Origin of the sequence: Prosthecobacter sp., assembly GCF_044378005.1 — a bacterium.
In the GTDB taxonomy this organism is placed as follows: Bacteria; Verrucomicrobiota; Verrucomicrobiia; order Verrucomicrobiales; family Verrucomicrobiaceae; genus Prosthecobacter.
In genome coordinates, this window is the sequence record NZ_JBILYB010000033.1 from 9,647 (window position 1) to 32,555 (window position 22,909).

At 60.9% G+C, this 22,909-nt stretch carries 15 protein-coding genes; 5 read left to right on the top strand and 10 right to left on the bottom strand.

Annotation, left to right across the window (positions count from 1 at the left end):
* Positions 1 to 56: 56 nt before the first annotated feature.
* The 6 genes from AC6FTP_RS09095 to AC6FTP_RS09120 are packed head-to-tail and all read right to left on the bottom strand — an operon-like array spanning position 57 to position 8,001.
* Positions 57 to 1,343, bottom strand: a complete 1,287-nt coding sequence (locus AC6FTP_RS09095; RefSeq protein WP_497206598.1) for a DUF1552 domain-containing protein — start codon at positions 1,341 to 1,343, stop codon at positions 57 to 59.
* Complete coding sequence (locus tag AC6FTP_RS09100) at positions 1,340 to 3,922, bottom strand: DUF1592 domain-containing protein (RefSeq protein ID WP_497206599.1); 2,583 nt, start codon at positions 3,920 to 3,922, stop codon at positions 1,340 to 1,342. The genes AC6FTP_RS09095 and AC6FTP_RS09100 overlap by 4 nt, the downstream gene beginning before the upstream one ends.
* Positions 3,919 to 4,872, bottom strand: a complete 954-nt coding sequence (locus tag AC6FTP_RS09105) for a hypothetical protein (RefSeq protein WP_497206600.1) — start codon at positions 4,870 to 4,872, stop codon at positions 3,919 to 3,921. Before AC6FTP_RS09105 ends, AC6FTP_RS09100 begins: the two co-directional genes overlap by 4 nt.
* The gene (locus tag AC6FTP_RS09110; RefSeq protein WP_497206601.1) at positions 4,869 to 6,098 is read right to left on the bottom strand and encodes a serine hydrolase domain-containing protein; all 1,230 of its coding nucleotides are present in this window, start codon (positions 6,096 to 6,098) and stop codon (positions 4,869 to 4,871) included. The genes AC6FTP_RS09105 and AC6FTP_RS09110 overlap by 4 nt, the downstream gene beginning before the upstream one ends.
* A 39-nt stretch (positions 6,099 to 6,137) precedes the next feature.
* The gene (locus AC6FTP_RS09115; RefSeq protein WP_497206602.1) at positions 6,138 to 7,064 is read right to left on the bottom strand and encodes a TolB family protein; all 927 of its coding nucleotides are present in this window, start codon (positions 7,062 to 7,064) and stop codon (positions 6,138 to 6,140) included.
* A gap of 52 nt (positions 7,065 to 7,116) precedes the next feature.
* On the bottom strand, positions 7,117 to 8,001 hold the full coding sequence (locus AC6FTP_RS09120) for a sugar phosphate isomerase/epimerase family protein (RefSeq protein ID WP_497206603.1): 885 nt from the start codon (positions 7,999 to 8,001) through the stop codon (positions 7,117 to 7,119).
* 169 nt (positions 8,002 to 8,170) lie between these two features.
* On the opposite strand from AC6FTP_RS09120, the gene AC6FTP_RS09125 reads away from it, so the two are divergent.
* Both AC6FTP_RS09125 and AC6FTP_RS09130 read left to right on the top strand, forming a co-directional pair.
* Entirely contained in the window at positions 8,171 to 9,265 is a 1,095-nt protein-coding gene (locus tag AC6FTP_RS09125; protein ID WP_497206604.1) for a site-2 protease family protein, read from the top strand.
* A 106-nt stretch (positions 9,266 to 9,371) separates the two neighbouring features.
* On the top strand, positions 9,372 to 10,694 hold the full coding sequence (locus AC6FTP_RS09130; protein WP_497206605.1) for an ammonium transporter: 1,323 nt from the start codon (positions 9,372 to 9,374) through the stop codon (positions 10,692 to 10,694).
* 6 nt (positions 10,695 to 10,700) lie between these two features.
* Here the strand turns inward: AC6FTP_RS09130 and AC6FTP_RS09135 are convergent, their stop codons facing one another.
* The 3 genes from AC6FTP_RS09135 to AC6FTP_RS09145 all read right to left on the bottom strand — a co-directional run bounded on the left by AC6FTP_RS09135 (position 10,701) and on the right by AC6FTP_RS09145 (position 17,246).
* The gene (locus tag AC6FTP_RS09135; protein ID WP_497206606.1) at positions 10,701 to 10,958 is read right to left on the bottom strand and encodes a hypothetical protein; all 258 of its coding nucleotides are present in this window, start codon (positions 10,956 to 10,958) and stop codon (positions 10,701 to 10,703) included.
* Between the two features lie 3 nt (positions 10,959 to 10,961).
* Entirely contained in the window at positions 10,962 to 16,157 is a 5,196-nt protein-coding gene (locus tag AC6FTP_RS09140) for a PVC-type heme-binding CxxCH protein (RefSeq protein WP_497206607.1), read from the bottom strand.
* A 126-nt stretch (positions 16,158 to 16,283) separates the two neighbouring features.
* The gene (locus tag AC6FTP_RS09145) at positions 16,284 to 17,246 is read right to left on the bottom strand and encodes a 3-hydroxy-5-phosphonooxypentane-2,4-dione thiolase (protein ID WP_497206608.1); all 963 of its coding nucleotides are present in this window, start codon (positions 17,244 to 17,246) and stop codon (positions 16,284 to 16,286) included.
* A 169-nt stretch (positions 17,247 to 17,415) separates the two neighbouring features.
* On the opposite strand from AC6FTP_RS09145, the gene AC6FTP_RS09150 reads away from it, so the two are divergent.
* A complete protein-coding gene (locus AC6FTP_RS09150; RefSeq protein ID WP_497206609.1) occupies positions 17,416 to 18,453 on the top strand; it encodes a Gfo/Idh/MocA family protein in 1,038 nt (345 codons plus the stop codon).
* Positions 18,454 to 18,519: 66 nt separating this feature from the next.
* On the opposite strand, the gene AC6FTP_RS09155 is transcribed toward AC6FTP_RS09150, so the two are convergent.
* The gene (locus tag AC6FTP_RS09155) at positions 18,520 to 19,041 is read right to left on the bottom strand and encodes a GtrA family protein (protein WP_497206610.1); all 522 of its coding nucleotides are present in this window, start codon (positions 19,039 to 19,041) and stop codon (positions 18,520 to 18,522) included.
* A 217-nt stretch (positions 19,042 to 19,258) separates the two neighbouring features.
* On the opposite strand from AC6FTP_RS09155, the gene AC6FTP_RS09160 reads away from it, so the two are divergent.
* Together AC6FTP_RS09160 and AC6FTP_RS09165 are read left to right on the top strand one after the other, a co-directional pair.
* Positions 19,259 to 21,466, top strand: a complete 2,208-nt coding sequence (locus AC6FTP_RS09160; protein WP_497206611.1) for a DUF1549 domain-containing protein — start codon at positions 19,259 to 19,261, stop codon at positions 21,464 to 21,466.
* Positions 21,467 to 21,507: 41 nt separating this feature from the next.
* Complete coding sequence (locus AC6FTP_RS09165) at positions 21,508 to 22,812, top strand: DUF1501 domain-containing protein (RefSeq protein WP_497204168.1); 1,305 nt, start codon at positions 21,508 to 21,510, stop codon at positions 22,810 to 22,812.
* The last annotated feature ends 97 nt before the right edge of the window (positions 22,813 to 22,909 follow it).

The following is a 22,909-nucleotide window of genomic DNA, read 5'->3' on the forward strand; positions in this document are numbered from 1 at the left end:
ACTCGGAGAGTGAACCCGTTTGGCTTGTCGTGTGCACTTGTTCCTCTCGTTTGCGTTCAAGCCATCTCCAGCCCGCGCATGGTGCTGGTGCCGCTGCTGAAACTGCTGGCCTCAATGCCGAGGCGCTGGAGGAGGGTGAGATAAAGATTGGAGAGCGGGTAGTTCTTCTTTTTGTCGAAGGCGAGGTGCCCGACGTGCTTGAAGCTGCCGCCGACGAGCAGCGTGGGCAGGTTGTCGTTGGAGTGGGCGTTGGCGCTGCCCATGTTGGTGCCGTAGAGGCAGGCGGTGTGGTCTAGCAGGGGCTTGTCCTGCTCCTGGGTCGCGCTGAGGCCGTCGAAGAATGCGGCGAGTGACTGGAAGTGCGCTTCCTCGATGCGGCGGAGTTCGGCGATCTTCTCCGGCTGCCTACCGTGATGCGTGAGCGGGTGTGTGCCGCTGCTGACTCCGGCGATGCCTTTGGGGGTGAGATTGCCGGTGGAAAGGCAAACGGTGACGATGCGGGTCGAGTCGGTCTCGAGCGCGAGGCGCACGAGGTCGAGCATGGCGCGGGCGTTGGCCTTGAAGTCGTTCACGTCGGCGGTGTCCTTCGGTGGCGCGGTGGTCGTCTTCGGCTTTGGGCGGTTCACCCAGCTCTCGCTGGCGGCCAGGCTGGATTCGAGATCGCGGATGGCGGTGGCGAACTGGTCGAGGCGATCGCGGTCATTCGCGCCGACGCGTTGTTGCAGCGCTTTGAATTGATCTCTCATGCTATCGAGCAGGCTGCGGTCGCGCTGGAGGCGGCGCAGGGACTCCGCGCGGCCCTCGGCGGTGTCTTCGACAAAAAGCTGCTGATACAGCGCGACGGGGCTGGTGATGGGCGGAATCATGGAGCCGCTGCGTGTCCATGAGAGGCTCAGATTGCCCGTGCCGATCATCACGGGCAGCGATGGAAAGCGCGTGGCGCTGCCAGTCTTCTCCGCCATGACCTGGTCCAGCGAGACGCTGTTGCGGAAGGAGCCGCGGCTCGCGCCGGGTGCGCCGGTGAGGAAACATTTCTCCGCCTCGTGTCCGCCGTCCACGCCGGGTAGCGACACGCCGGAGAGGACGGTCGTGCGCTCGCGATGCGCCTTCAGGATGTCGAGATACGGCGTGGTCTCGTAGTCGCGCCCGGACTGCGTGGGGAAGAAAAACTCCGGCAGGATGCCCATGTTAGTCATCATGCCGACAAAGCGTCGCGGCGGCTGCGGCGCTGCGGCATGACCGAGGCGCGGCATCATGCATTCGAGGAAGGGCAGCGCCAGCGTGGTTCCGGCGCCGCGCAGCAGCGTGCGGCGGTTCAGCGGGCTGCGGAGGGAGATGTTCATGGTTTGGCAAAGAGCTGGCTGAGGATGACTTCCATCAAAAGGGTGCGCACGCCGTAATGTGCGGCTTCGGAGCGGTCGAGGATGCGCTCGACTTCGCGACGATCAGCAAAGCTCACCGGCGCACCCGTCGCATACACGATGAGGTGCTGCACAAAGGCACGCGCGAGTCCGCGTTCATCCGCAGCGAGCATGTCGCGCAGCGCGGCGTAGTCGTGGAAGGCGCGGCCATCCGCGAGTTCGCCGCTGGCATCCACCGGCTTGTCGTAGTGATACCACACGCCGCGACCATTCACGATGCGGCTGAAGTCCTCGCGTGCATGACTGGCGCGATATTGATCCCGCCAAGCGCCGGTGACATCGAAGCGCTCCAGCGCAAAGCCATACGGATCGAGCTGCGCATGGCAGCCCGCGCAGGTGGCGAGCGTTTTGTGCTTCGCGAGCTGCTCACGCACGGTCGTGGTGCCACGCGTGTCTGGCTCAATGCTGCCAGCGCCCGGTGGCGGCGGCTTCGGCACGATGCCGAGGATTTGCTCCAGCACGAAAGCCCCGCGCCGCACCGGCGAGGTGGTGGTGCCGTTCGCGGTGATTTTGTGAATGCTGGCCTGCGCGAGAAATGGTCCGCGCAGCGCATCCGACGGCAGGCTCACACGCCGCAGCTCATGCCCCGTCACGCCGGCGATGCCGTAGTGCCGTGCGAGCGTTTGATTCAGCATGGCGAAGTCCGACTTCACGAAATGCACCGCGCCGAGGTCCTTGCTCAGCAACTCGGTGAAAAACGCCCGCGTCTCCGCCACCATCGACTCCTGCAGCAGCCCGGTGAATTCCGGGTAAAGCGTCTTGTCCGGCTGCGTGGCATCGATCTCGCGCAGACGCAGCCATTGACCCGTGAAGTTCTCGATGAAGCGCCGCGCCTTGGCATCGCGCAGCATTCTTTCGGCTTGCGCACGCAGCACCTCGGGCTTGCGCAGTTCATCACTCTCGGCCAGCGCGATGAGTTCCTCATCCGGCGGCCCCGCCCACAAAAAATAGCTCAGCCGCGATGCGAGGTCGCTCCCCAGCAGCATGAACTCCGGCGACGTGAGTGCCACGCGATACGCCTCCTTCAGCGCATCCTGAAATGAATCGCCCGCAGTCAGCCGCATGGTGAAAACCTCCAGGTGCCTCGCCACCTCCGCATCCTTCACCGGACGACGAAACGCACGCCGCAGAAAGCTCGTGAGCAGCCGCCGCGCATCGTCGTGCGGAGCCGTGCTCACGACTTGCACCACGGGGCGCTTTTCGTTGCGCGTGCCGTAGGTGTTGTCCTTCGGCTGCGAACCGCTCGCGCGACCGCGAGGCCAGATTTGCTGCACCGGTTTCGGCAGGCCGCTCTCCGCCATCCACACGCTCACCGGCAGCTCGCCAAAGAGCGCCCGCTGGCTCGCAGGCGGCCATGTTTCATGCAGCGGCCCCTCGATTTCGATCCACTCGACCGCCACGCCCGGTGCCGGATGTGGCGGGCCGTGCATGTCCTCGCGGATGCCTTGTTTTGTCTGCGCATAGTGCGGCAGACGCTCGCAGGTCTCCGGCGTGAACATCAGCTCATCAGGCACGCCCGGCGTCATGCCGCCGCCGCGCTCCAGCCACGCGGTCAACTCCACAGCACCCGCCTTGTTCGGCGGCAGATCCACCGTGCCGTAGTTCAGCCCCTTGGCCAAAATACCGAAACTCACCGCACCATGCGCCTGCGTCGGGACCACCTGTTTTCCATCCCACGCGAAGCTATAGCCGCTCACGCGGATGCGATGCACGCCATCGAGCACCGGCGTGAACGGACTCACGCGATACCGCGCCGATTCATCTCCCAGTCGGAACAGCCCGATCGCCGTCGCCTTTGGCTCATCATCCGTGATGCGCGATGACTTCGCGTAGAACGTCTCATCCCGCGTCATGCCGATCAAACCGATGGCCTCCTTGAACCCCGTGAGCGTGCCGATGACCGTCGTGCTCCACGGATACCAGCGAAAGGTGAACACCGGCGGCTTCTCCACAAAGGCCGGCGTCGCCGCATTCAGCGCCGCATCCACCGCCGCCAAATGCTTTGCCAGATGCACGAATGAAAAGTCCAGCGCGGCAGGCGAACGATCAAACCCGTGCGCCTTCCCATCCGCCGGCAGTTCATGAGCCACCCGCAGCGCCGGCAGCGCGAGCACATCGCGCAGCGTATTCTCAAACTCCACCCGGCTCAGCCTGCGCATGCCCGTGCGCCCATCGCGAAGCTCACGCGCAGTGTCCATCGCCACGAGTTGCTGCGACAGAGATGCCATCGCTGCATCCAATTCCTTCGCCTCCGGCCGTGGTTTTGTCTCCGGCGGCATGTCGCCCGCTCGCACACGATCATGCACCTGCACCCATGCATCAAAGCCCGCCGAATCGAGCTTCAGCGACGTGAGATCGAGACCGCCTTTCTTCGTCTCGCTGTCGTGGCACTCGACGCAATGCGCTTCGACAAAAGAATGCAACGCCGCACTCGCTTGATCCTGCGTCGCGCTGTGCAGGATCGAAAGCGGGAGCAAAGCGAGCAGGCTGGCAGTCTTCATGGCCACAAGCGTGTGATTCCACCAACCACGAAGCCTGCGGAAGGCGCATCGAGCTTCACCGTGAGCTTGCCGAGGTTTCCCTGCATCTTCGCGGCGGCGATGACGCCGTTGACTGCTGGAGATGTTGCTTTCCGATCCGCGCCAGCGGGTGCCACACGCACTTTTTGGCCAGCTTTCAGGCTGCGGGCGACTTCATTGCTCTCCCAGAAAAGCGTCAGCTCGAGCGTCGATCCATCGACCACGTCCGCATAGCCAGGAGCGCCTTCTTCGGCCAGTCGCTTGGCATTGAGAGCCTTTTGAGCGTCCTGGAACTTGAGCAGGCTCGCGTCATCGAGGAAGACGTTCCAGCACATCTGCGTTTTGCCCTTGCCGATGCCGTGCGTCTCGGTGCGTATCTTATCGCCGATCTTGATGTCGGCGAAGGTCGCTGGCTGGCCGTCTTTCCAAACCTTCGTTTCGGCGTCCGTGGAAATGAGGATGCCCTTTTCACGAACGAAACTCTTGTCCGCGTTCGCCTGCGTCACCGTGAGGGTGCCGGCGCTGGAGTCGATGCTGTCCACGTAGAAGTATTCTTTGTGGCCGTTCATCATGTTCATCTGGTCCTGGATGTAAGTCAGCCAGGTCCACTGACCATCCGCAGCCTCGTGCATGCGAAAGATGCCGCGCATCCCGATGCGGTAGTCCTGCAAATCGCCGAACGCCGCATGGTGATACAACTCGGCATACGGCAGCACGGTGAAAGGCATGATCTCATCCGTGCCTTCTTTGCGAAATGTGCCGCTGCGAGTTTTGAGATCGATGCTGACCAGCTCGCCCCAGATGCGCCGCATGGCATCCGTCGGCACGATGACCTTGCCCGGCTGGATCTTCAAAACAGGCTTCACCGGCGCATCGGCAGCCTGGGGTGAAGTGAAGGCGATGAGGCAGAGAAGTAGGAGAGGCGTTCTCATTTCGTAGCAGGCTGTGGCTTCAAGACGGAGGCAGGAGCGCTGTTGATGCCGATGTTGAGTGTCGGAGCACTCGCTTTGCCTTTGACGCCATAGGCAGCGGTCGCAGCTTTTTGGAAGGTGGGCAGGATGCTTTTGCCATCGCCGGACCAACCGGCGTGCTGCACGAGGAAGACGGTGACGAGCTTGTTCTCGCGGTCGTAGCGCGAGTTCGTGCCGTAAGCACCGCCGTGCGTGAAGGACTTGCCATCGGTGCCGAAGCCGAAGCCATAGTTCGATTTTGCTTCGCCGGATTGATCGCTGGTCGCCGTCTGCACGGCTTTTTCGGAGAGGATTCGCACGCCATTGAAGGTGCCCCCGTTCGCCATCATGCGGTAGAAGAGCGACAGGTCATTCGCCGTCGAAAACAGGCCGCCTGCGGGCATCGGGTAGCGCTCGCGGCTGTCGAGCGGGTAGAGAAGTTGGCCGACGGGCAGTTCTTCGAGGCCGTCCTTGGCTGCGTTCGGCTTGTAGGACTTCGCGAGGCGTGCTTGCTGCTCTTGGTTCGGCCAAAAGGTCGTGTCATTCATGCCCAGGGGCTTGAAGAGCCGTTCGGCGAGGAAGGTTTCATACTTCATGCCGCTGACCACTTCGATGATGCGACCAGCGGTGTTGATGCCCGCGTTGGAGTATTTGGATTTGCTGCCGGGCTGGAAAAGCAGCGCCATCTTCGCGTAGCTGCTCACACGCTCAGCGAGCGGCTTCAAATCGAGCGTTGGGGCTTCCATCGGCGATTTGAAATCAAGCCCGCTCGTGTGACTGAGCACCTCACGCACGAGGATCGGATGACGCGGAGCCACGAGTTCGGGTTTCTTCGGATCGGTGCTGAGGTTCACCCTCTGCCCTTTGAACTCCGGCAAATACCTCTCCACGGGATCATCGACGCTCACCTTGCCTTCATCGACCAAGATCATGAACGCCGCCGCCGTGATCGGCTTCGACTGCGAAGCGATCCAGAACATCGAGTTCGTCTGCATCGGCTTCTTCGCCGCCACATCCTCAAAACCCACCGTCTCGACATCCAGCACCTTGTCAGGATCAGCCACCAGCACCACCGCCCCCGCAAGCGTCTTGCTATCGACATACGGCTGCAAGACAGGCGCGAGTTTCTTGGTCGCCACCTCGGCATGCAGTGTCGCAGTGGTGATCAGGAGAAGGAAGGAGAAGTGACGGCGGATGGTTTGTTTCATGTGGAAAGGGAGACGAAGATGAGGGTAATGGCGGACGACTTAATTCGGCGTGGCTTCGCCGTGAGGATAGCGGTAGTCGGCCTTGGCTTCGGTGGAGACCTGCTTCGTCGAGCCATCGGCGAGCGTGTAGAGGAAGAGTTTGCCACCAGCATGATAGACGATGGACGTTTCGCCCTTTGTGAAGCGCGGGTAGGCGAACCACACCTTCTTCCCCTCCGCGTTCGCGAAGGGTTTGAGGTTGGTGATCGTGCGTTTGGTCACATCGAAGTCCGCGACGTAGAGCGTGCGGCCCGAGTTCTCGTATTTGAAGCCGGTTTGATAATCGAAGCAGATCTTCGTCTCGCTCGGCGACACACTGATGCGGTCGAGGATGCCTTTGGGCGCGAGTTCGCAGGTCACGCGCTCGAACTTTGGCTCGCTGCCCGGATTTCGCGTCATGAGGTAGTAGCCGCGACCGAGGTTTGTCGGCGTGGCGGACACAAAGAGTCGGCCATCGCGCACGGCGGAGTGAACCCACGCATGGTAGCTCGGATTGGTGAGCTGGATCTCTTCTCCGGGCTTGCCGCCGATCTTGCTCGCCATGATGTGATAGCTGAGCTTGCCGGGCAGTTTGCGATTCCACACGGGTGTGTTCTTGCCGTCGCGTGTCCAGGTGGGATTGAAGTCGGTGAACGTGCCGTCGCTGAGCTGGTGAAAGCCGGAACCATCGGTGTTGATGATGCACATCGTCGTGATCCACTTGTTCACGTCCGGATCGTCCTTCAAGCGGCGGAAGAACACGAGATGATCGCCCGTGATCGACCACGACGGCTTGAAGTCCCAATGCCCGCTAGTGATCGCTTTCGTCTCCGGCTGGCCGAGCACGGTGATGTGAATCTCGCCGTTCTTGTAGTAGGACGCACGCGGCAAGGGTTCCGCTGCCTGAGACAGCGTGACGATCAACAGGAGAGGTAGTAGGGCTTTCATGGTCATAGCGAGTTTGGTGAACGTGCTTGAACCACGAAAGTCGCGGTCATTTTCAGCTCCAATGCTGTGCGATCTTCTTCTTCAAGAACTCCACGCTCCTCGCGAGCTGCTCCATGCCATCGACACCGTCTTCGATGCTGATCCAGCCGTTGAAGCCCTTGCTCTTCAGCTCGGTGAAGATGGCGTCGTAGTCGTTGAGGCCTTTGCCGATCTCGCCGTGGCGGAGGCGTTTGGCGTAGCCTTGCGCGCCGCCTTCTTCCTTGCGCAGGTCTTCGATGGTGCCCTCAGCGAGGTAGCGGTCGCTGGCGTGCATGGTGACGACACGGTGAGAGACGCGCTTTAGCAGCTCGATGGGATCCTCACCAGCGAGGTAGGTGTTCGAGGGGTCGTAGTTCACGCCGAAGTTTGGGTGGTTCACGGCATCGACCAGTTTGCAGAAGACATCCATCTTCTGCGCGAACTCGGGATAATCCCAGAAGTCGTCCTTGTAGTGGTTTTCGATGATCAGCGTGATGCCGCGCTCCTGCGCATACGGCAGACAGGCATAAATCGAGTCCGCAGCAAGCTTCACACCTTCATCCAGCGTCAATTCCGGCCGACGTTGGCCACTTAGCACGCGGCAGTAGCTGCCACCGAGCGTGTGCGTCATGTCGATCCAGCGCTTCTGCTTCGCGATCTCCTTGTCGCGGAAAGCCGCATCAGGATGCGTGAAGTCGGGCGAGCAGCACATCATCGGGATGACCTTGCCGGTGTCCTCGACTTCCTGGCGAAAGCGCGGCCAGTTTTTCTCATCCGCCATTTCGAGAAAGCCCGCATACCATTCCAGACCCTGCACATCGAGCGTGGCGGCGAGCTTGATCCATTCGGAGACGGTCATCGTCCCTTCTTTGCAAAGGGCGACCATGAAGGCTTTCGGGAAGGCGGCGAGTTTGGGCATGGGATTGATGCGCCCTGGTTGGGGCTCGGGTCATGCTAGACGAGCACGATCATCCTTTGCCACGACAAAAACTGTGTGAAATGCGCGTTGGACGCCATGGAGTGTTCACCTACTTCGCCGCATATCTCCGCCTTTGACCGGATGGCGACACCAGACGTAACTCTCCGTCATGAAATGGTCCTTCAAACTCGGCACCGTCGCAGGCACGGAAGTCCGCATCCACCTTACGTTCTTCATTCTCCTCGCCTTCGTGGCCTTCCAGGGCATGGGCGGAGGGCAGGGGACGGCGGGTGCGATCAATGCCGTGCTCTTCGTGTCCGCCGCCTTTCTTTGCGTGCTGCTTCATGAGTTCGGGCACGTCTTTGCGGCCAGAGCGTATGGCATCCGTACGCCGGACATCACCCTGCTGCCCATTGGCGGTATCGCTCGTCTGGAAAGAATGCCCGAAAAGCCCATGCACGAACTCGTCGTCGCGATCTGCGGGCCGCTGGTGAATGTCGTGATCGCGGTGATCATCTCCACCTTTCTCGGGCTGGGCATGGTCATGAATCCCGATCTGCACTTCGAGCAGGGCGGACGCTTCTGGGAGCAGCTCATGGTGTGGAACCTCATGATGGTCGCCTTTAATCTCATCCCCGCCTTCCCCATGGATGGAGGTCGTGTCTTCCGGGCGCTGCTCGGGTTCTTCGTCGATTTCGAACGTGCCACCCGTTGGGCGGCCAGCCTCGGGCAGGCTATCGCGGTCGTTGCGGGTTTGTGGATGCTGATGTCCGGCCATGCGAGTCCGGTGCTGATCCTCATCGCCTTCTTCGTCTTCATGGCTGCCGGGCAGGAGGCGAATGCAGTATCGCAGCGCCAGGCCTTCCAAGGCATGCGCGTCGAGGACGCCATGATCACGGACTTCCGCTCCATTCCTCCCGCAGCCTCACTGAGAGATGTCGTGGACCTGCTGCTCGCGGGCAACCAGCATGACTTCCCCATGGTCAATGCTCACGGCGACCTCCTCGGCATGGTCACGCGGCAGCGGCTCATCAGCGCCTTGTCCGAACACGGTCCGCTGCACCCCGCCGATCTCATTTTGGAGCGCTGTGAACTCCAGGTGCCGGGCCGCATGGAGCTCGCTGAAGCGCTTTCGGCGCTCGATGGTTCAAACTGCCCTGCCTTGCCAGTCATCGACCCCATCACCGGCCGCCTCATCGGCCTGCTCACGGCGGAAAACGTGGGGGAGCTGCTCATGGTGCGCACGGCGCTGAAGCGAGTGTGAATTTGGCTGCTCAATCTCGCGCCTTTGGATGAGATCAATTCATCCATAAATGTCTGGTGGCAGGAAAGGCTCATCTGATAAGCACTCCGGCTCCAACCAGCCAACCATGCTCCAACTCCCGTACTTCCGCACGAGCCGCCCTCGCTTTTCCCTGCCCACAGTCGCTGCACTGCTCGCCATCACGACGACAGCCTCCGCCGCCGACTCCACGATCAACTCCGGCGACACCGCCTGGCTGCTCACCTCCACGGCGCTGGTGCTCTTCATGATGATCCCCGGTCTCGCGCTCTTTTACGCAGGCCTCGTGCGGGCTCGGAACGTGCTCTCCATCTTCATGCAGTGCTTCGCCCTCACCGCCGTACTCAGCCTCGTTTGGCTCGTCTGTGGCTACACACTGTCCTTCAGCGATGGCGGTTCATTCATCGGCAGCTTTGATAAAATGTTCCTCCATGGTGTGACCACCACCTCCGTCCGCAGTGACTGCCCCACCATCCCCGAGCTGCTGCACTTCGCCTACCAGATGATGTTCTTCCTCATCACGCCGGGGCTGTTCATCGGTGCCTTTGCCGAGCGCATGAAATTCAGTGCCATCATGCTCTTCTCCGTTCTCTGGAGCCTCGTCGTCTATGTGCCCTGCTGCTACGGCGTCTGGCATAAGGCGGGCTCTTTCCTCGGCCTCACCGGCGTTATCGACCTCGCGGGCGGTATCGTCGTCCACATCACCGCAGGCGTCGCCGCGCTCGTGCTTTGCATCGTCGTTGGGCCACGTCGTGGATTCCCGCAGGCGCAGTTCCTGCCGCACAATCTCCCGCAGACCATGGTCGGTGCCGGGATGCTCTGGGTCGGCTGGTTTGGCTTCAATGCCGGCAGCCAGCTCGCCGCGAATGGCAGCGCCGCCATGACCCTCATCGTCACTCATCTCTCTGCCTGCACCGCCGCCGTCGTCTGGATGGGCATCGAGTGGCTCGTCATTCGGAAATCCAGCGCCCTCGGCATCGCCACAGGCTCCATCGCCGGACTCGCCGCCATTACCCCGGCTTCTGGGAAAGTCGGCCCCATCGGTGCCCTCTGCATCGGAGCCACCTCCGCCATCATCTGCTGGATCGCCTGCGCCAAGCTGAAGAAAACCTTCCGCTACGATGACTCCCTCGACGTCTTCGGCGTCCACGGTGTCGGCGGATTCGTCGGCACCCTGCTCGTCGCCGTCTTTGGCTCCAAGCACTTCGCCGGTGGTCTCGGAGATTTCGAGATCATCCCCCAGCTCACCACCCAGGCCCTTGCCGCCCTCTACACCATCATCCTCTCCGGCGTCGCCAGCTTCGTGATCATCAAGATCGTCGGCCTCATCTGCGGACTTCGCGTCACTGCTGAAGAGGAAAACCAGGGCATCGACCAGGCCGAGCACGGCGAAGCCGCCTACAACGACTGAGCCTCCTCAGCGCCGCCTCTGCCGCCACCACCAGGAAAGAAAGTGCCCCAGCCCGCTGAACTTGTGGGCTGGGTCCACCCAGTGCTCGATCACATAAAAAGCGAAGTAGTAAGCCCGGCAGAAGCCCCACACGCACAGCGTCAGCAGCAGCGCCGTGCGCCAGCTCCAGTGCTCCACCAGCAGGATTGCGGCAGAGAGCAGGCCGATGAAAAGAAAAAGCCAGGCTTTCAGCCACATGGCCTTGGTGGAGTGGAGGTCGCGCATTGGTCACTTCCTCTCCAGCCGCACATAATCCAGCCCCACCATGTTCCCCGGCGCTGCCGCAGGATTCGGCGGAGCGAGGGTGAAAGTGAGCTGGTGGTCGCCAGCCGTCAGGTCGTGGGTGCCCCAGTCGAGTTCGTCGGTGAGGATGACTTTGTCGGCATGGTAGCCATCGAAGGTGGAGGTGACGGGTTTGCCGTCGAGGGTGATGCTCATCATGCCGTAGTCGCGGGCCATCGTGAGCACGGCTTTGAGGGTGTACTTGCCGGGTTCCTTGACGGGGAGGGCGAGCGTGAGTTTCTGATTCGGCTGACCACCGACCCACCAGAGCTGGGAGCCACCGCTCCAACGGTTGCCAAAGCCACCCATGCCTTGGATGCGTGTGTTGCCACCTGTTTTGGCGATGACCTTGAGCGTCTCGCCTTCGAGCGCTCCTTCGACCGTTCGTAGTTCGGCCTTTAGGCCGTCCGGACGGGCTGAAGCCCGAACTACGGAACTCTGAAGATACTTCACCAAGTCCACCACCATCTCCGGCGGCAGCGCATCAAAGAGCCCCTCCGGCATCGTCGAGAGCTTCGACACCTCCCGCTTCGCGATGTCCGCCACCGGCAGCGTGAACTCCACCCCGCCCATCATGGCGATCTTCACCGCCGCCGCGCTTTCCCCTTTGATGACACCGCTCATCACCCGGCCGTCCTTCATGGTGAAAAGGTTGAGCTGGTAGTCCTTCCCGATCACCGCATTCGGATCGAGCACGTTTTCCAGCAGGTACCCGAGGTCAGCGCGATTGCTCCCCGTGATGTCCGGCCCCACGTTCTGGCCTTCGCCGAAGAGCTTGTGGCAGGCCCCGCAGGTGGCCATGAACATCGTCTTGCCCTTCGCCGCATCGCCCTTCGCCAAAGCGGCGGGCGTGAGCAGGTCGCGATACTTCTTCACCCGCTCCGCCATGTCGGCCTTCGGTGCATTCACATCGCCCCAGGCGGATTTGATCAAAGCGGCGATCTCCGCGTCATCGAAGGCCGTGAGCTGGCGCACCAAAAAGGGCGAAAGAGCGGTGCTCGGCAACGTCTTCGCCTCCACCGCTTTCAGCAGCGCCTTTGCGCCTTCCTTGGTCGAGGCGAGGGTGTTGATGGCATCGGGCAGTTCATTCGCAGGGAGCTTCGGCAGCAGCGCTCCGAGGATTTTGGGCGTCTCGGCGTCTTTCAGGGAGGCCAGCGCCTGGAGGGCCTGTCGGCGCAGTCCGCCGGGGGTGGTCGTGTCCGCCAGCATCCCCTGGAGCACCTTCGCCGTCCCGGCATCGCCCGCCTGGATCAGGAGGGAAAGCGCGGCCTGTCGCTCGCCTGCGGCCCGTTTGGCATCCGCCAAAGTGGCGCGGAACTCGCCCAGCGCGGTCGTGTCGCCAAAGAGGGCGGCCAGCTCCTGGACGAGTTCCAGGGTGCGCGGCGTGGCCCCGGCGCGCAGCCCGGCGGCGATGGCGGGCCAGTCGGCAGGCGGAGCGAGCTTCCCGGCAGCCTTGGCGGCCCCCACCACGGAGGCGAGGATGGATTCCTTCTCCTCCGGGCTGAAAGCCGGAGAATCAGCCTTCACCGCGGCAAAGGAGGCGTTCACCACGAGAAGTTGGGCTCCCACCATGAGAAAGTGGACTCCCACCTTTGGAATATGGCCGCCCACCTTTGGAATATGGCCGCCCACCTTTAAAAAGTGGGTCCCCACCTTGGCAATATGGCCGCCCACCTTTGAAAAGTGGGTGCCCACCTTTGGAATATCCCCGCCCACCTTGGGAAGGTGGGTGCCCACCTTTGGAACATTCCCGCCCACCTTTGGAAAGTGGGTGCCCCCTTTTTCAGGGTCGGAGCCCCCTTTGGCGGAGTCGGCACCCTTTTTCCCGGGCTCGGGGAGCACTTTTTGGGGTTTGGCAGGCCCTTTTTTGGGGTTCTCTCGCCCAGTGGCCGGCTGGCTACTGCCCTTTTCAGGCTGGGCGGTGGTGGCGCTCTCCAACCCCGCCAAGGCCCGGAGCAGCGCGTTCCGCCCCTCCGGCTCGGCCGACAGGCGGCGATAGATGAAGCCCGTGACCTTTTCGAGCTTCGACACCTTCGCGAGCTGCATCCCCACCACCGGGTCCGCCGCGACGAGCGGCTCGATGCCATACCAGATGAGCAGCGGGATCATCGGATCGTCCTTGTCCTCGCCGTGCTTGAGGAGGGCGGTGGCGAGGTCTTTGCGCTGATCGATGGGAAGACGCTGGAGCGCGGAGGCGAGCTCGCGGCGGACGATGGGGGATGACTCTTGGGGCACGCTAGGCAAAAGATTTTGTGGAGGCGATGCAAGATTCAGGTTCCCTCTCTTTGCTCTTTCCTTCCATTGCTCGGTCATGAATCGAATATTCCATTTCCTAGTGTGTTCGTTTGGGTCAGCATGAAAATCACCAGGAACGCTGGCTTCCACGCCCAGCGCCCCTAATGTCCATAGAGCGCGCAGCTTGATGGCTTGGTCCCTGGGATTGGAGGAATACCAGACGCCACCTTGAATAGTTTGGATCGCAGTGGCTAAAGGAGTGCCATTTGGGCCTGAGAGTAAGTTCCTTTTAACTCCGTGCTCCATCAGCACCCTTCTCGCCATCCGCGATTCCCACTCGTTCTCCGTCTGCACGGCGAGTTCCGCGAGTGCTACATCGCTTTCCTTGGCGAGATCACCCTTCCACGGCCTCCAGCCGTCGTAGCTGATGCGGTAGATCCGCCCGTTGCTGCGATCCCAGTTTTCGACGGCGTTGCTGCCTCGGTGGCAGATTTGCTGGTCGCTCCAGTCGCTGACATAGAGCGCGCCGTCGGGGCCGACTTTCTGCGTGACGGGGATGAAGTGCATGTCGTTCGACCGCAGGAAATCGGCGGCGTGTTTGCCGATGTAGCTGCTGCCTTTCACGTCGGTGTAGTTCGCGACGAGGCGATGGCCGTGGAGGTTGCCGAAGAGGAGCTGGTTGCGATAGGTCGGCGGGAAGAGGCTGCTCTGATAAATGGCGAGGCCGCAGTGCGCATGGCCGCCGCCGAGGGCGTTGGTGTCGTTGTTGGCAAAGCCCGCGCCGGTGGTTTTGTCGAAGTTGATATCGGGCCGCAGGCTGCCAGCGTAGTGCGCGTGGTCGGCGATGGTCTTGATGTCCTCGTAGGTGTGCGCATTGAAGTGCTGCCCCGCCTGCCGCTGATACCGCCCGCCAGGGACGATGTGGTAGAGATGCGGGATGACGCAGGCGGTGACGAAGAACTCGCCATGCTGGTCGTAATCGAGCCCCCAGGGATTGCTGGTGCCGTGCGCGAAGATTTCAAACTCATGCCGCACGGGATGGTAACGCCAGATGCCGGCATTGATGGGAATGCGCTGGTCGTCTGGCGTGCCGGGCTTGCCGACCTTTGAGTGTGTGAAGACGCCGTGGCAGCCGTAAAGCCAGCCGTCGGGGCCCCAGATGAAGCTGTTGAGCGTTTCGTGCGTGTCCTGGCTGCCCCAGCCGTCGAGGAGGATTTTGGCTGTAAAGTTCAGGCCAGGAACTTGGTTCGCCATTTCGCCTTCAATGGGGTCTGGTCTGTCATCATAATCATTGTCCGGGATGAACATCAAATAGGGTGCCGCCCCGACCCACACGCCGCCGAAGCCGAGTTCGATGCCGCTGACGAGGTTCAGGCCTTCGCAGAAGATCTTTTTTGTCTCGAAGGTGCCGTCGCCGTCTTTGTCTTCGAGGATTTTGATGCGGTCCTGGCCTTGGCCGACTTCGCGGGGCTTCGGGTAGCTATTCCCCTCCACGACCCAGATCCGCCCGCGCTCGTCGAAGGTGAAGGCCATCGGCTGCACGAGGTCCGGCTCGGCGGCGATGAGCTCGGCTTTGAAGCCACCGGGGAGCTGTATCGACTTCAACGCATCGGCGGGCGACTGGCCTTTGGCGTATTCGGCCTGCGGTTTGAGTGCGGGGCCGTAGAGCTTCTTCGGCGTGAGTTCGGCAGTGGTGTCCTTCCGCTCCTGCGTGAGGATGAAGACGCCGGCTTTGTTGCCAACGACGATGTCGGGCAGTTTGTCGCCATTCACATCGCCGACCTGCACATCGACGCCGACGCCGGTGTTCGCGTCGATGAGGTGCGGGACGAAATCGACACCGCCTTTGCCGTCGCGCTTCGTTTGATACCAGTAGATGACGCGGTGGCCACGCTCGTCGGGATCATGGCCGTTGTGCGCCCAGTAGCGCTTGCCGGTGACGATGTCCTGGATGCCGTCGCCGTCGATGTCCGCGAGATACGCGGCGTGCGGCTGGGAGAAGACGATGCCGTAGTCGTTGTCCTGCGGCTGCTCGGACGCCAGCATTCGCCGCGTCCAGTTCCCGGTTCCCGGTTCTCGGTTCTTGGTTTGCAGGAAGACGGCGACTCCATAGCGATGCGCGGCCAATGAGGTAAAGACATCGTTCGTGCCGTTGCCATCGAAGTCATACGCGAACATCTGCGCCCCACCGCCGACTCCGGCGGCGAAGTTGTGCTGCGTCCAAGGAGCCGGACTTGCCAAGTCCGGACGGGAGTTGGCAACTCCCGCTCCTTGATTCTCCCACCACCGCCGTGCTTCGAGGAGGTCGAGCTTTCCATCCCCATTTACATCGCCAACGCCGAGGCCGTGGGTGAATTTGGCGACCTTCAAATCATCCGTGACGGCGACGAAGGGCCATTTCTCGGTGGGTTTGGCCCAGTTCGGGGCGAACCAGCCGAATTTTCCACCGGTGCTGCACACGATCTCCGGTTTGCCATCACCAGTGATGTCAGTGAAGACGGGCGATTCGTTGTCCACCACGTCGGCGACGATGTGCATGGGCCAGGGTTTGTCGTCGTGCGTGCCGGGATTCAGATACAGCCGCGCTTCCTTGCCGGGGAAGCCGAGGATGAGGATGTCGTTCTTCTGGTCCGCGTTGAAGTCATGGACGTAGGCGAAGAAGTTGTCGGAGTAGCCATTGATGCTGAAAATCTTCGGCTCGTAGTAGGCGTGCTTCTTCTCAAACGCCGGGCCTTCCCACCAGAAGGGGCCGGAGACCACGTCGGGTTTGCCGTCGCCATTGATGTCGCCGATGGCCGCGCCTTCGGAATAGAAATCGCCGTGGAGCTGCTGGCGTTTCCAGGTGATTTGCGTGGCGGCCTGGAGGGTGACCGCAGAGACGCAGAGGAGCGCGAGGATGGTTTTCATGGTGGACGGAAACCAACGATATCAGACTTCGGCCTCATCGGACAAGGATTGGTTTGAATCGGACGCAGGCACGAAAAAGGCCGCCGGGCGATGAACCGCGGCGGCCTCGGAATCGGGGAAGGGGAATTACTTCGTGCCAGCGGCCTTGAGGTCGTTGTACATCTGGAAGCCCTGCTCAGGTGTGAGGCCTTCATGCACCACGCCACGCACCGCCTGCATCATGCTGATCGGCGCATCGCTCTGGAAGATGTTGCGGCCCATGTCCACACCGTTCGCACCCTGCTGGATCGCGTTGTAGCACATCGTCAGCGCATCGAGCTCGGGCAGCTTCTTGCCACCGGCGATCACGATCGGCACGGGACAGCAGGAGGTCACGGTGTCGAACTCCGTGTCGGTGTAGTAGCACTTCACCACGTTCGCGCCGAGCTCCGCCATGATGCGGGTGGCGAGGCGGAAATACTGCGCATTGCGGGCCATCGCACGACCCACGGCGGTCACGCCCATGACGGCGATACCATAACGTGATGCGGCATCCACGAGGTCGGTCAGATTCTTCAGCGACTGACGCTCGTAAGCGCTGCCGATGAACACCTGCACGGCGAGCACGCTGGCATTCAGGCGGATGGCTTCTTCGATGTTCAGCGCGGTGCTTTCATTGGAGAGCGGCTCGAATCCTGGGCGGCCAAACTTAGCTTTCTTGCCGTCGATCTCGCCTTCCCATTCTTCGAAGGGGCTGACCATCGAGGTGCCGCCGGATGCACGAAGCGCGATGGCTTTTGTGGTGCTGGCTGGGATGACGCTGCGCTGGATGCCACGCGTGAGCATAAGGCAGTCGGCATACGGTTCGAGCGGCATGATGGTCTGGTCCACGCGCTCCAGGCCGGAGGTCGGGCCCTGGAAGTAGCCGTGGTCAAAGGCGAGCATGACGGTGCGGCCATCCTTCGGATTGAAGACCTTGCTGAGGCGATTCTTGAGACCCCAGTCATACTGGTGACAGCCCTTGAGGAAGAAGCCTGGGGCGGCCTGGGGCACGTTGGTGAAATATTCCTTTTCCTTCTTGTCTGCTGCGCTGGTGGAGATGTCGGCCATGGTGAGTGTGCGGTTAAGTTTGAGGGGGCCGCGACTTTGGGCGCGAATCGGCACGGTGCAAGCGTGGAAGCGGCGGGGTGGATTTCGCTGAAAGGCTGGCTTTGTCACACGGGTATCTCACTGCGGCATTGCAAACCCCAACGGGATTCGCTTTCTCTGCACTCTCACCATGAAAAAATACAACGTCGGCGTCATCGGATACGGCTGGGCAGCAACCGCCCACATCGAGGCTATCAATAAAACCAAACAGGCCCAGGTCACGGCCATCTACTCGTCACGCCCGCTGGATGAAGCGGAACTGAGCGCGAAGCATGGCGGCAAGATCAAGGCCTACCAGGACATCGACGCGATGCTGGCGGACCCGGACATCGACGTGGTGGACATCACCAGCTACCCGAGCCAGCACCGCAATCAGGCCGTGGCAGCCGCGAACGCGAAGAAGCATATCATTTTAGAAAAGCCGATGGCCAACTCGCTGCAGGAAGTGCGGGAGATCGTGGCCGCCGCCAAGGCGAATGGCGTGAAGGGCTGCGTGTGCTTCGAGTGCCGCTACTCCGGCCAGTTCCAGTCTACGAAGGCGATCATTGATGAAGGACTGCTCGGTGAGATTCACTACGGCGAAGTGGATTACTACCACGGCATCGGCCCGTGGTATGGTCAGTTCCGCTGGAACATCGGCAAGAAAGACGGCGGCAGCGCCCTGCTCACGGCTGGCTGCCACGCTTTGGACGCCCTGCTCATGGTCATGCCGGGCGAGGTGGAGAGCGTCACGAGCTACAGCACGAAGTCGAAGAGCGAGATCTTCGCCCCCTATGAATATGACACGACGAGCGTGACGCTGGTGAAGTTCAAAAACGGAGCCGTGGGCAAAACCGCCGCCGTGGTGGACTGCCTCCAGCCCTATTACTTCCACACCCACCTCGTCGGCAGCGAGGGCAGCCTGCTCGACAACAAGATCCACTCGAACAAGCTGAAGACCGACAAAAAAGCCTGGGGCCAACTCTCCATGCACATGCTCGACAGCGGCGACGTGAGCGATCATCCCTACCAGTCGCAATTCCAGGCCTTCTTCGATGCGCTGGATGAAGGCAAAGACATGCCGCTCACCAGCTTCCAGGAGTCCCTGCGCAGCTTCGAGGTTATCTTTGCCTCCGACAAGAGCGCCGAGCTCGGCGGCAAGCCGGTGGCGATCAGCGATCTGGGTTAATAGCCTCGTCCTGTGAGACTTAGGGGCACTGATGTGATCTGCGTCAGTGCCCTTTTTCATGGCGGCTCAGCCTTTGAAGATCACGAACTTCCGGCAAAGGAAGTTCACCAGTACCGAGGTAAAGATGAACCCGAGCTGCGAAACGGTGGAGGAGAACCCGAGCCCCTCCGCCAGCCAATGCACGACAAAGGCACCTGGGAAGAAGCCAATGGCACTGATGATCCAGAAGAGGACCATCTCCACCCACTTGCTGTGCCTTCCCGGAGTGAAGACAAAGGCGATGTTCAGAAAGTAGGCGACCACCGTCCCAAAGGGCCAGGCGATGGCGTTGTTGAGCACGAGATTGTGACTGCGGAGTGCCTCGGAAATGACTTGGCCATCCACGAGCATCCCTTTTCCAGCAGGGTAGAGCGTGAGTGAGAGCGCCAGCATGATGCCATTGTGTGTGATCGCCGCTGCCACCCCACAGAGGCCGTATTTCACAAACTGGAGCAACGGATGAGCATCGCGGCTGATGAGGGCGCGCCAGATTGTGGGGAGGTCGTTTTGGCAAATGAACCGCCAGGCGGCGGTGATGAGTGCGAGCATGGCGGGCTGTGACACAAAGGGACGAAGGCGCAAGCGTCTTTCCCGCCATCTGGATGAGGCCTTCCTTAGGAATGGGCGAGGAGGTCGTCCTTTCTGAGGTGGGTTCGGGGGAAAGTTTTTTTTGGGGGTCAAAAAAGCCAAACTTTTGCCCTAATACATTCCGCCTTGACCCGTTTTCGACGCCGGAGTCACATCAATCCACCTCCCACCCTACCTCATGAACACCAAAACCACACTGCTCGCAGGCCTCGTCGCCGCCGGTCTGTGCATGTCCGCCACAGCCGCGGAAGTGCGCACTTGGACCGACGTCCAAGGCCGCCAAGTCAGCGCTTCCTTCGTCAAAATCGAAGGTGAAGACATCGTCCTCCAGACGGCGGACGGAGCCCTGCACAAATTCGCCCTGACTCGCCTCTCGGCAGAAGATCAGTCCATCGCCAAGGCTGCCACGCCTGCTGAGGCACCTGCCGCTGATGGGGCCTCTCCCAGCTTCATGGCCAACGCCACTGTCGCTCAGGCAGCCGCCAAGGTGGACACGCTCGTCGCCAATGGTCTCAAGCGTGCCAATCCAGACCGCATCAAGGCTGGCAAGCCCCCCATCACTGGCTGGAACCCACCCGCCTCTGACGAAACATTCGTCCGCCGCGTGTATCTCGATATCGCTGGCCGTATTCCGAACCACGACGAAGCTGTCGCCTTCATTAAGGCCGGTGGTGCTGACAAGCGCGCCAAGCTGATCGACCAGCTTCTCGACTCGGATGGCTACAAGGCACATCTTTACAACTACTTCGCCGAGATGCTTCGTGTGAAGGACAACTTCGAGCAGGACAATGTCCGTGGCACCCCTTACATCGGCTGGCTTAAAGAGCAGATCGCCAAAAACCGTCCTTGGAATGAGATGGTTTATGACATGATGACTGCCACCGGCAAGATGTGGGACAAGAAGCCCGACGGCACCTACAATGGCGCTGCTGGTTATCTCCTCCGCGATGCCGGCATGCCTCTGGACAATCTGGCCAACACTCTGACCGTTTTCCTCGGAACAGACGTGGCCTGCGCCCAATGCCATGACCATCCCTTCGCTGATTGGACGCAGAAGCAGTTCTACGAAATGGCCGCCTTCTTCGGTGCCACCACCACCCGCCTCGGTGGCAAAGACTTTGCCAACGGTGACCGTGCCAAGACACTGATGGACGATATCGAAAAGATGATCGCCGCTAACCCTTCGCTCGACATCCGCCGCCTGCGCAACGGCCTTCAGAACTACATTGGAGCCAACCGTGTCGCCATCAAAGATCGTGACATGAACGGCACCAAGTTGCCTCACGACTACAAATACAAAGACGCCAAGCCTGGTGACCCAGTGGAGCCGAAGTTCGTCACTTGGTCTCCTGCTGATAAGAGCAACCCAGCCTATAAGCAGAGCAAAAAGAACGAAGAAAAGCTGCGCGAGTCCTTCGCGAACTGGATGACTCATCCCCAGAACCCACGTTTCGGCATGGCGATCGCCAATCGTATGTGGAAACGCGCTTTCGGCATCGGCATCGTCGATCCAGTGACCAATCTCGACACCCCTGAGGAGTCCTCCAACCCAGAACTCATCAAGCATCTCGCCTCCGAGATGGTTCGTGTGAAGTTCGACCTCAAGCAGTTCATGCGCATCGTTTATAACACACGCGCCTACCAGTCTGAGGCCACCAGCGAAAACATCCCCATGGGTGACAAATACTACTTCCAGGGACCCATGCTTCGCCGCATGACTGCTGAGCAGGCTTGGGACAGCTACATGACCCTCGTGCTCGGCCAGCCTGACCAGTTCAAGGCTCCCCTCCAGGATCTGTACGCCAAGTCCATCGACCTCAACCTCGACACCGTCGATGCACAGACCGTCCTGATCAAATATGACGCCTATCGCAAGATCCAGCAGAAGGAAAACGCCCTCATGGGTGGTGGCCTCGATATGGCTGGTGAAGACATGATGATGGACAGCAAGAAGGGCGCTAAAGACGCAGCTCCTGCCACCGACGGCCCAGGCAAAATTCTCAGCTACGAAGGCATGCGCCTCATGCGCTCCGCCGAGCTGCCGCAGCCTGCGCCAAACGGCCACTTCCTCATCGACTTCGGCCAATCCCCCCGCGCTCTCATCGACGGCAGTTCGAAGGTCGGCAACGTCCCCCAGGTTCTTATGATGATGAACGGCAAGGCGCAGAAGATGCTCACCAGCCCGGATTCCCTCATCTTCCGCAACATGGAAAAGGTTCGTGACCCATCTGAGAAGGTGGAAGCCATGTTCCTCTCCATCATGAACCGCAAGCCAACCATGAACGAGAAGGACATCGCCAAGCGCAATCTCGCCCAAGGTGAAGATGGCTATGCCAACATGATCTGGGCATTGATCAACACCCGCGAATTCATGTTCATCCAGTAAACGACCAACAGACCGAACCGAAATCTCAGCTTAATTTACCTATGAAAACCGAACTCCTCCGCCTGAACGACGCCAGCCGTCGCCAATTCATGCTCAACGCCGCCAAGACGTCTCTTGGCGTCAGCGTCCTCTCCGGCCTTGGTGCCAAAATGGCGGCTGCTGAAGCAGTCTCCAAGTCCGGCCCGGGCACCCCCGGCTTCGGCAAAGCCAAACGTGTCATCTATCTCTGGATGGGCGGTGGCATGACCCACATCGACACCTTTGACCCGAAAGAAGGCGCCACCAAAGGCTTCGGCACAGCAGCCAAAGCCAAGGGTGACAACATCGTCGCTCTCGGCGGTTACCTGCCAAAGCTGGCGGAAAATGCCGACAAGCTCGCCATCATCCGCTCCATGTCCTCCAAGACTGGCGTGCATGAGTCCGGTACCTACATTATGAAGACCGGCTATGAGCCCCGTGGCACCATCGTTCACCCAGCCATGGGTGTCTGGGCTTCCCACTTCCTGGGCCGTATCAAGGACAAGACCCTTCCAGACAGCGTCGTCGTGAACAGCGGCAGCGCCTATCCTGGTGCCGGCTTCTTCCCACCCGCCATGTCCCCCATTCCGATCTCCAATCCAGAGAGCGGTCTGCAAAACATCCAGCCCACTGCGAGCGACGTGCAGTTCAACAAGCGCGTCTCCCTCATGAATGAGTTCGACACCGCCTTCCAGAAGAAGTTCCAGACGGAAGACGTGAAGGCTTACTCCGAGTTCTACGACGAGACCCTCAAGCTCATGAAGAGCGAAGACCTCAAAGCCTTCGATCTCTCCAGTGAGACCACCGAGACCCGTGAAAAGTATGGTCGCAACAACTTCGGTCAGGGCTGTCTCCTTGCCCGTCGCCTCGTCGAAAGCGGCGTCCGCTTCGTCGAAGTGCAGATGGGTGGCTGGGACATGCACAACACCATCGACACCGCGATGACGAACAATGGCAACACCTTGGATACAGCGTTCTCCGCTCTGATCCTGGACCTCCAGTCCAAAGGCCTGCTTGAGTCCACTCTCATCGTCCTCGGTTCTGAGTTCGGCCGCACGCCTGACGTCAATGAAAACGATGGTCGCGACCACTACCCGCTGGCCTACTCCACCGTCTTCGCCGGCGCTGGTGTCAAAGGCGGCTTTGCCTACGGCTCCACCGACAAGGAAGGTCGTCGCCCTGCCGACAAGCAGACCAGCCCGCAGGACTTCCTTGCCACCATCGGCCACGCCATGGGTCTTCCTGTGGACGAAGTCGTCATGTCCCCCTCCAACCGTCCGTTCACGGTCGGTGACAAGGGCATGCCAGTTACCGATATCTTCGCCTGATCCGACCTGCTCGTTTCAGACCGACTCCATCATCAGCACCCGGCTCACAAGGCCGGGTGCTTTTTATTTAGGCTTGATGATTCCTGGCGAATGACAT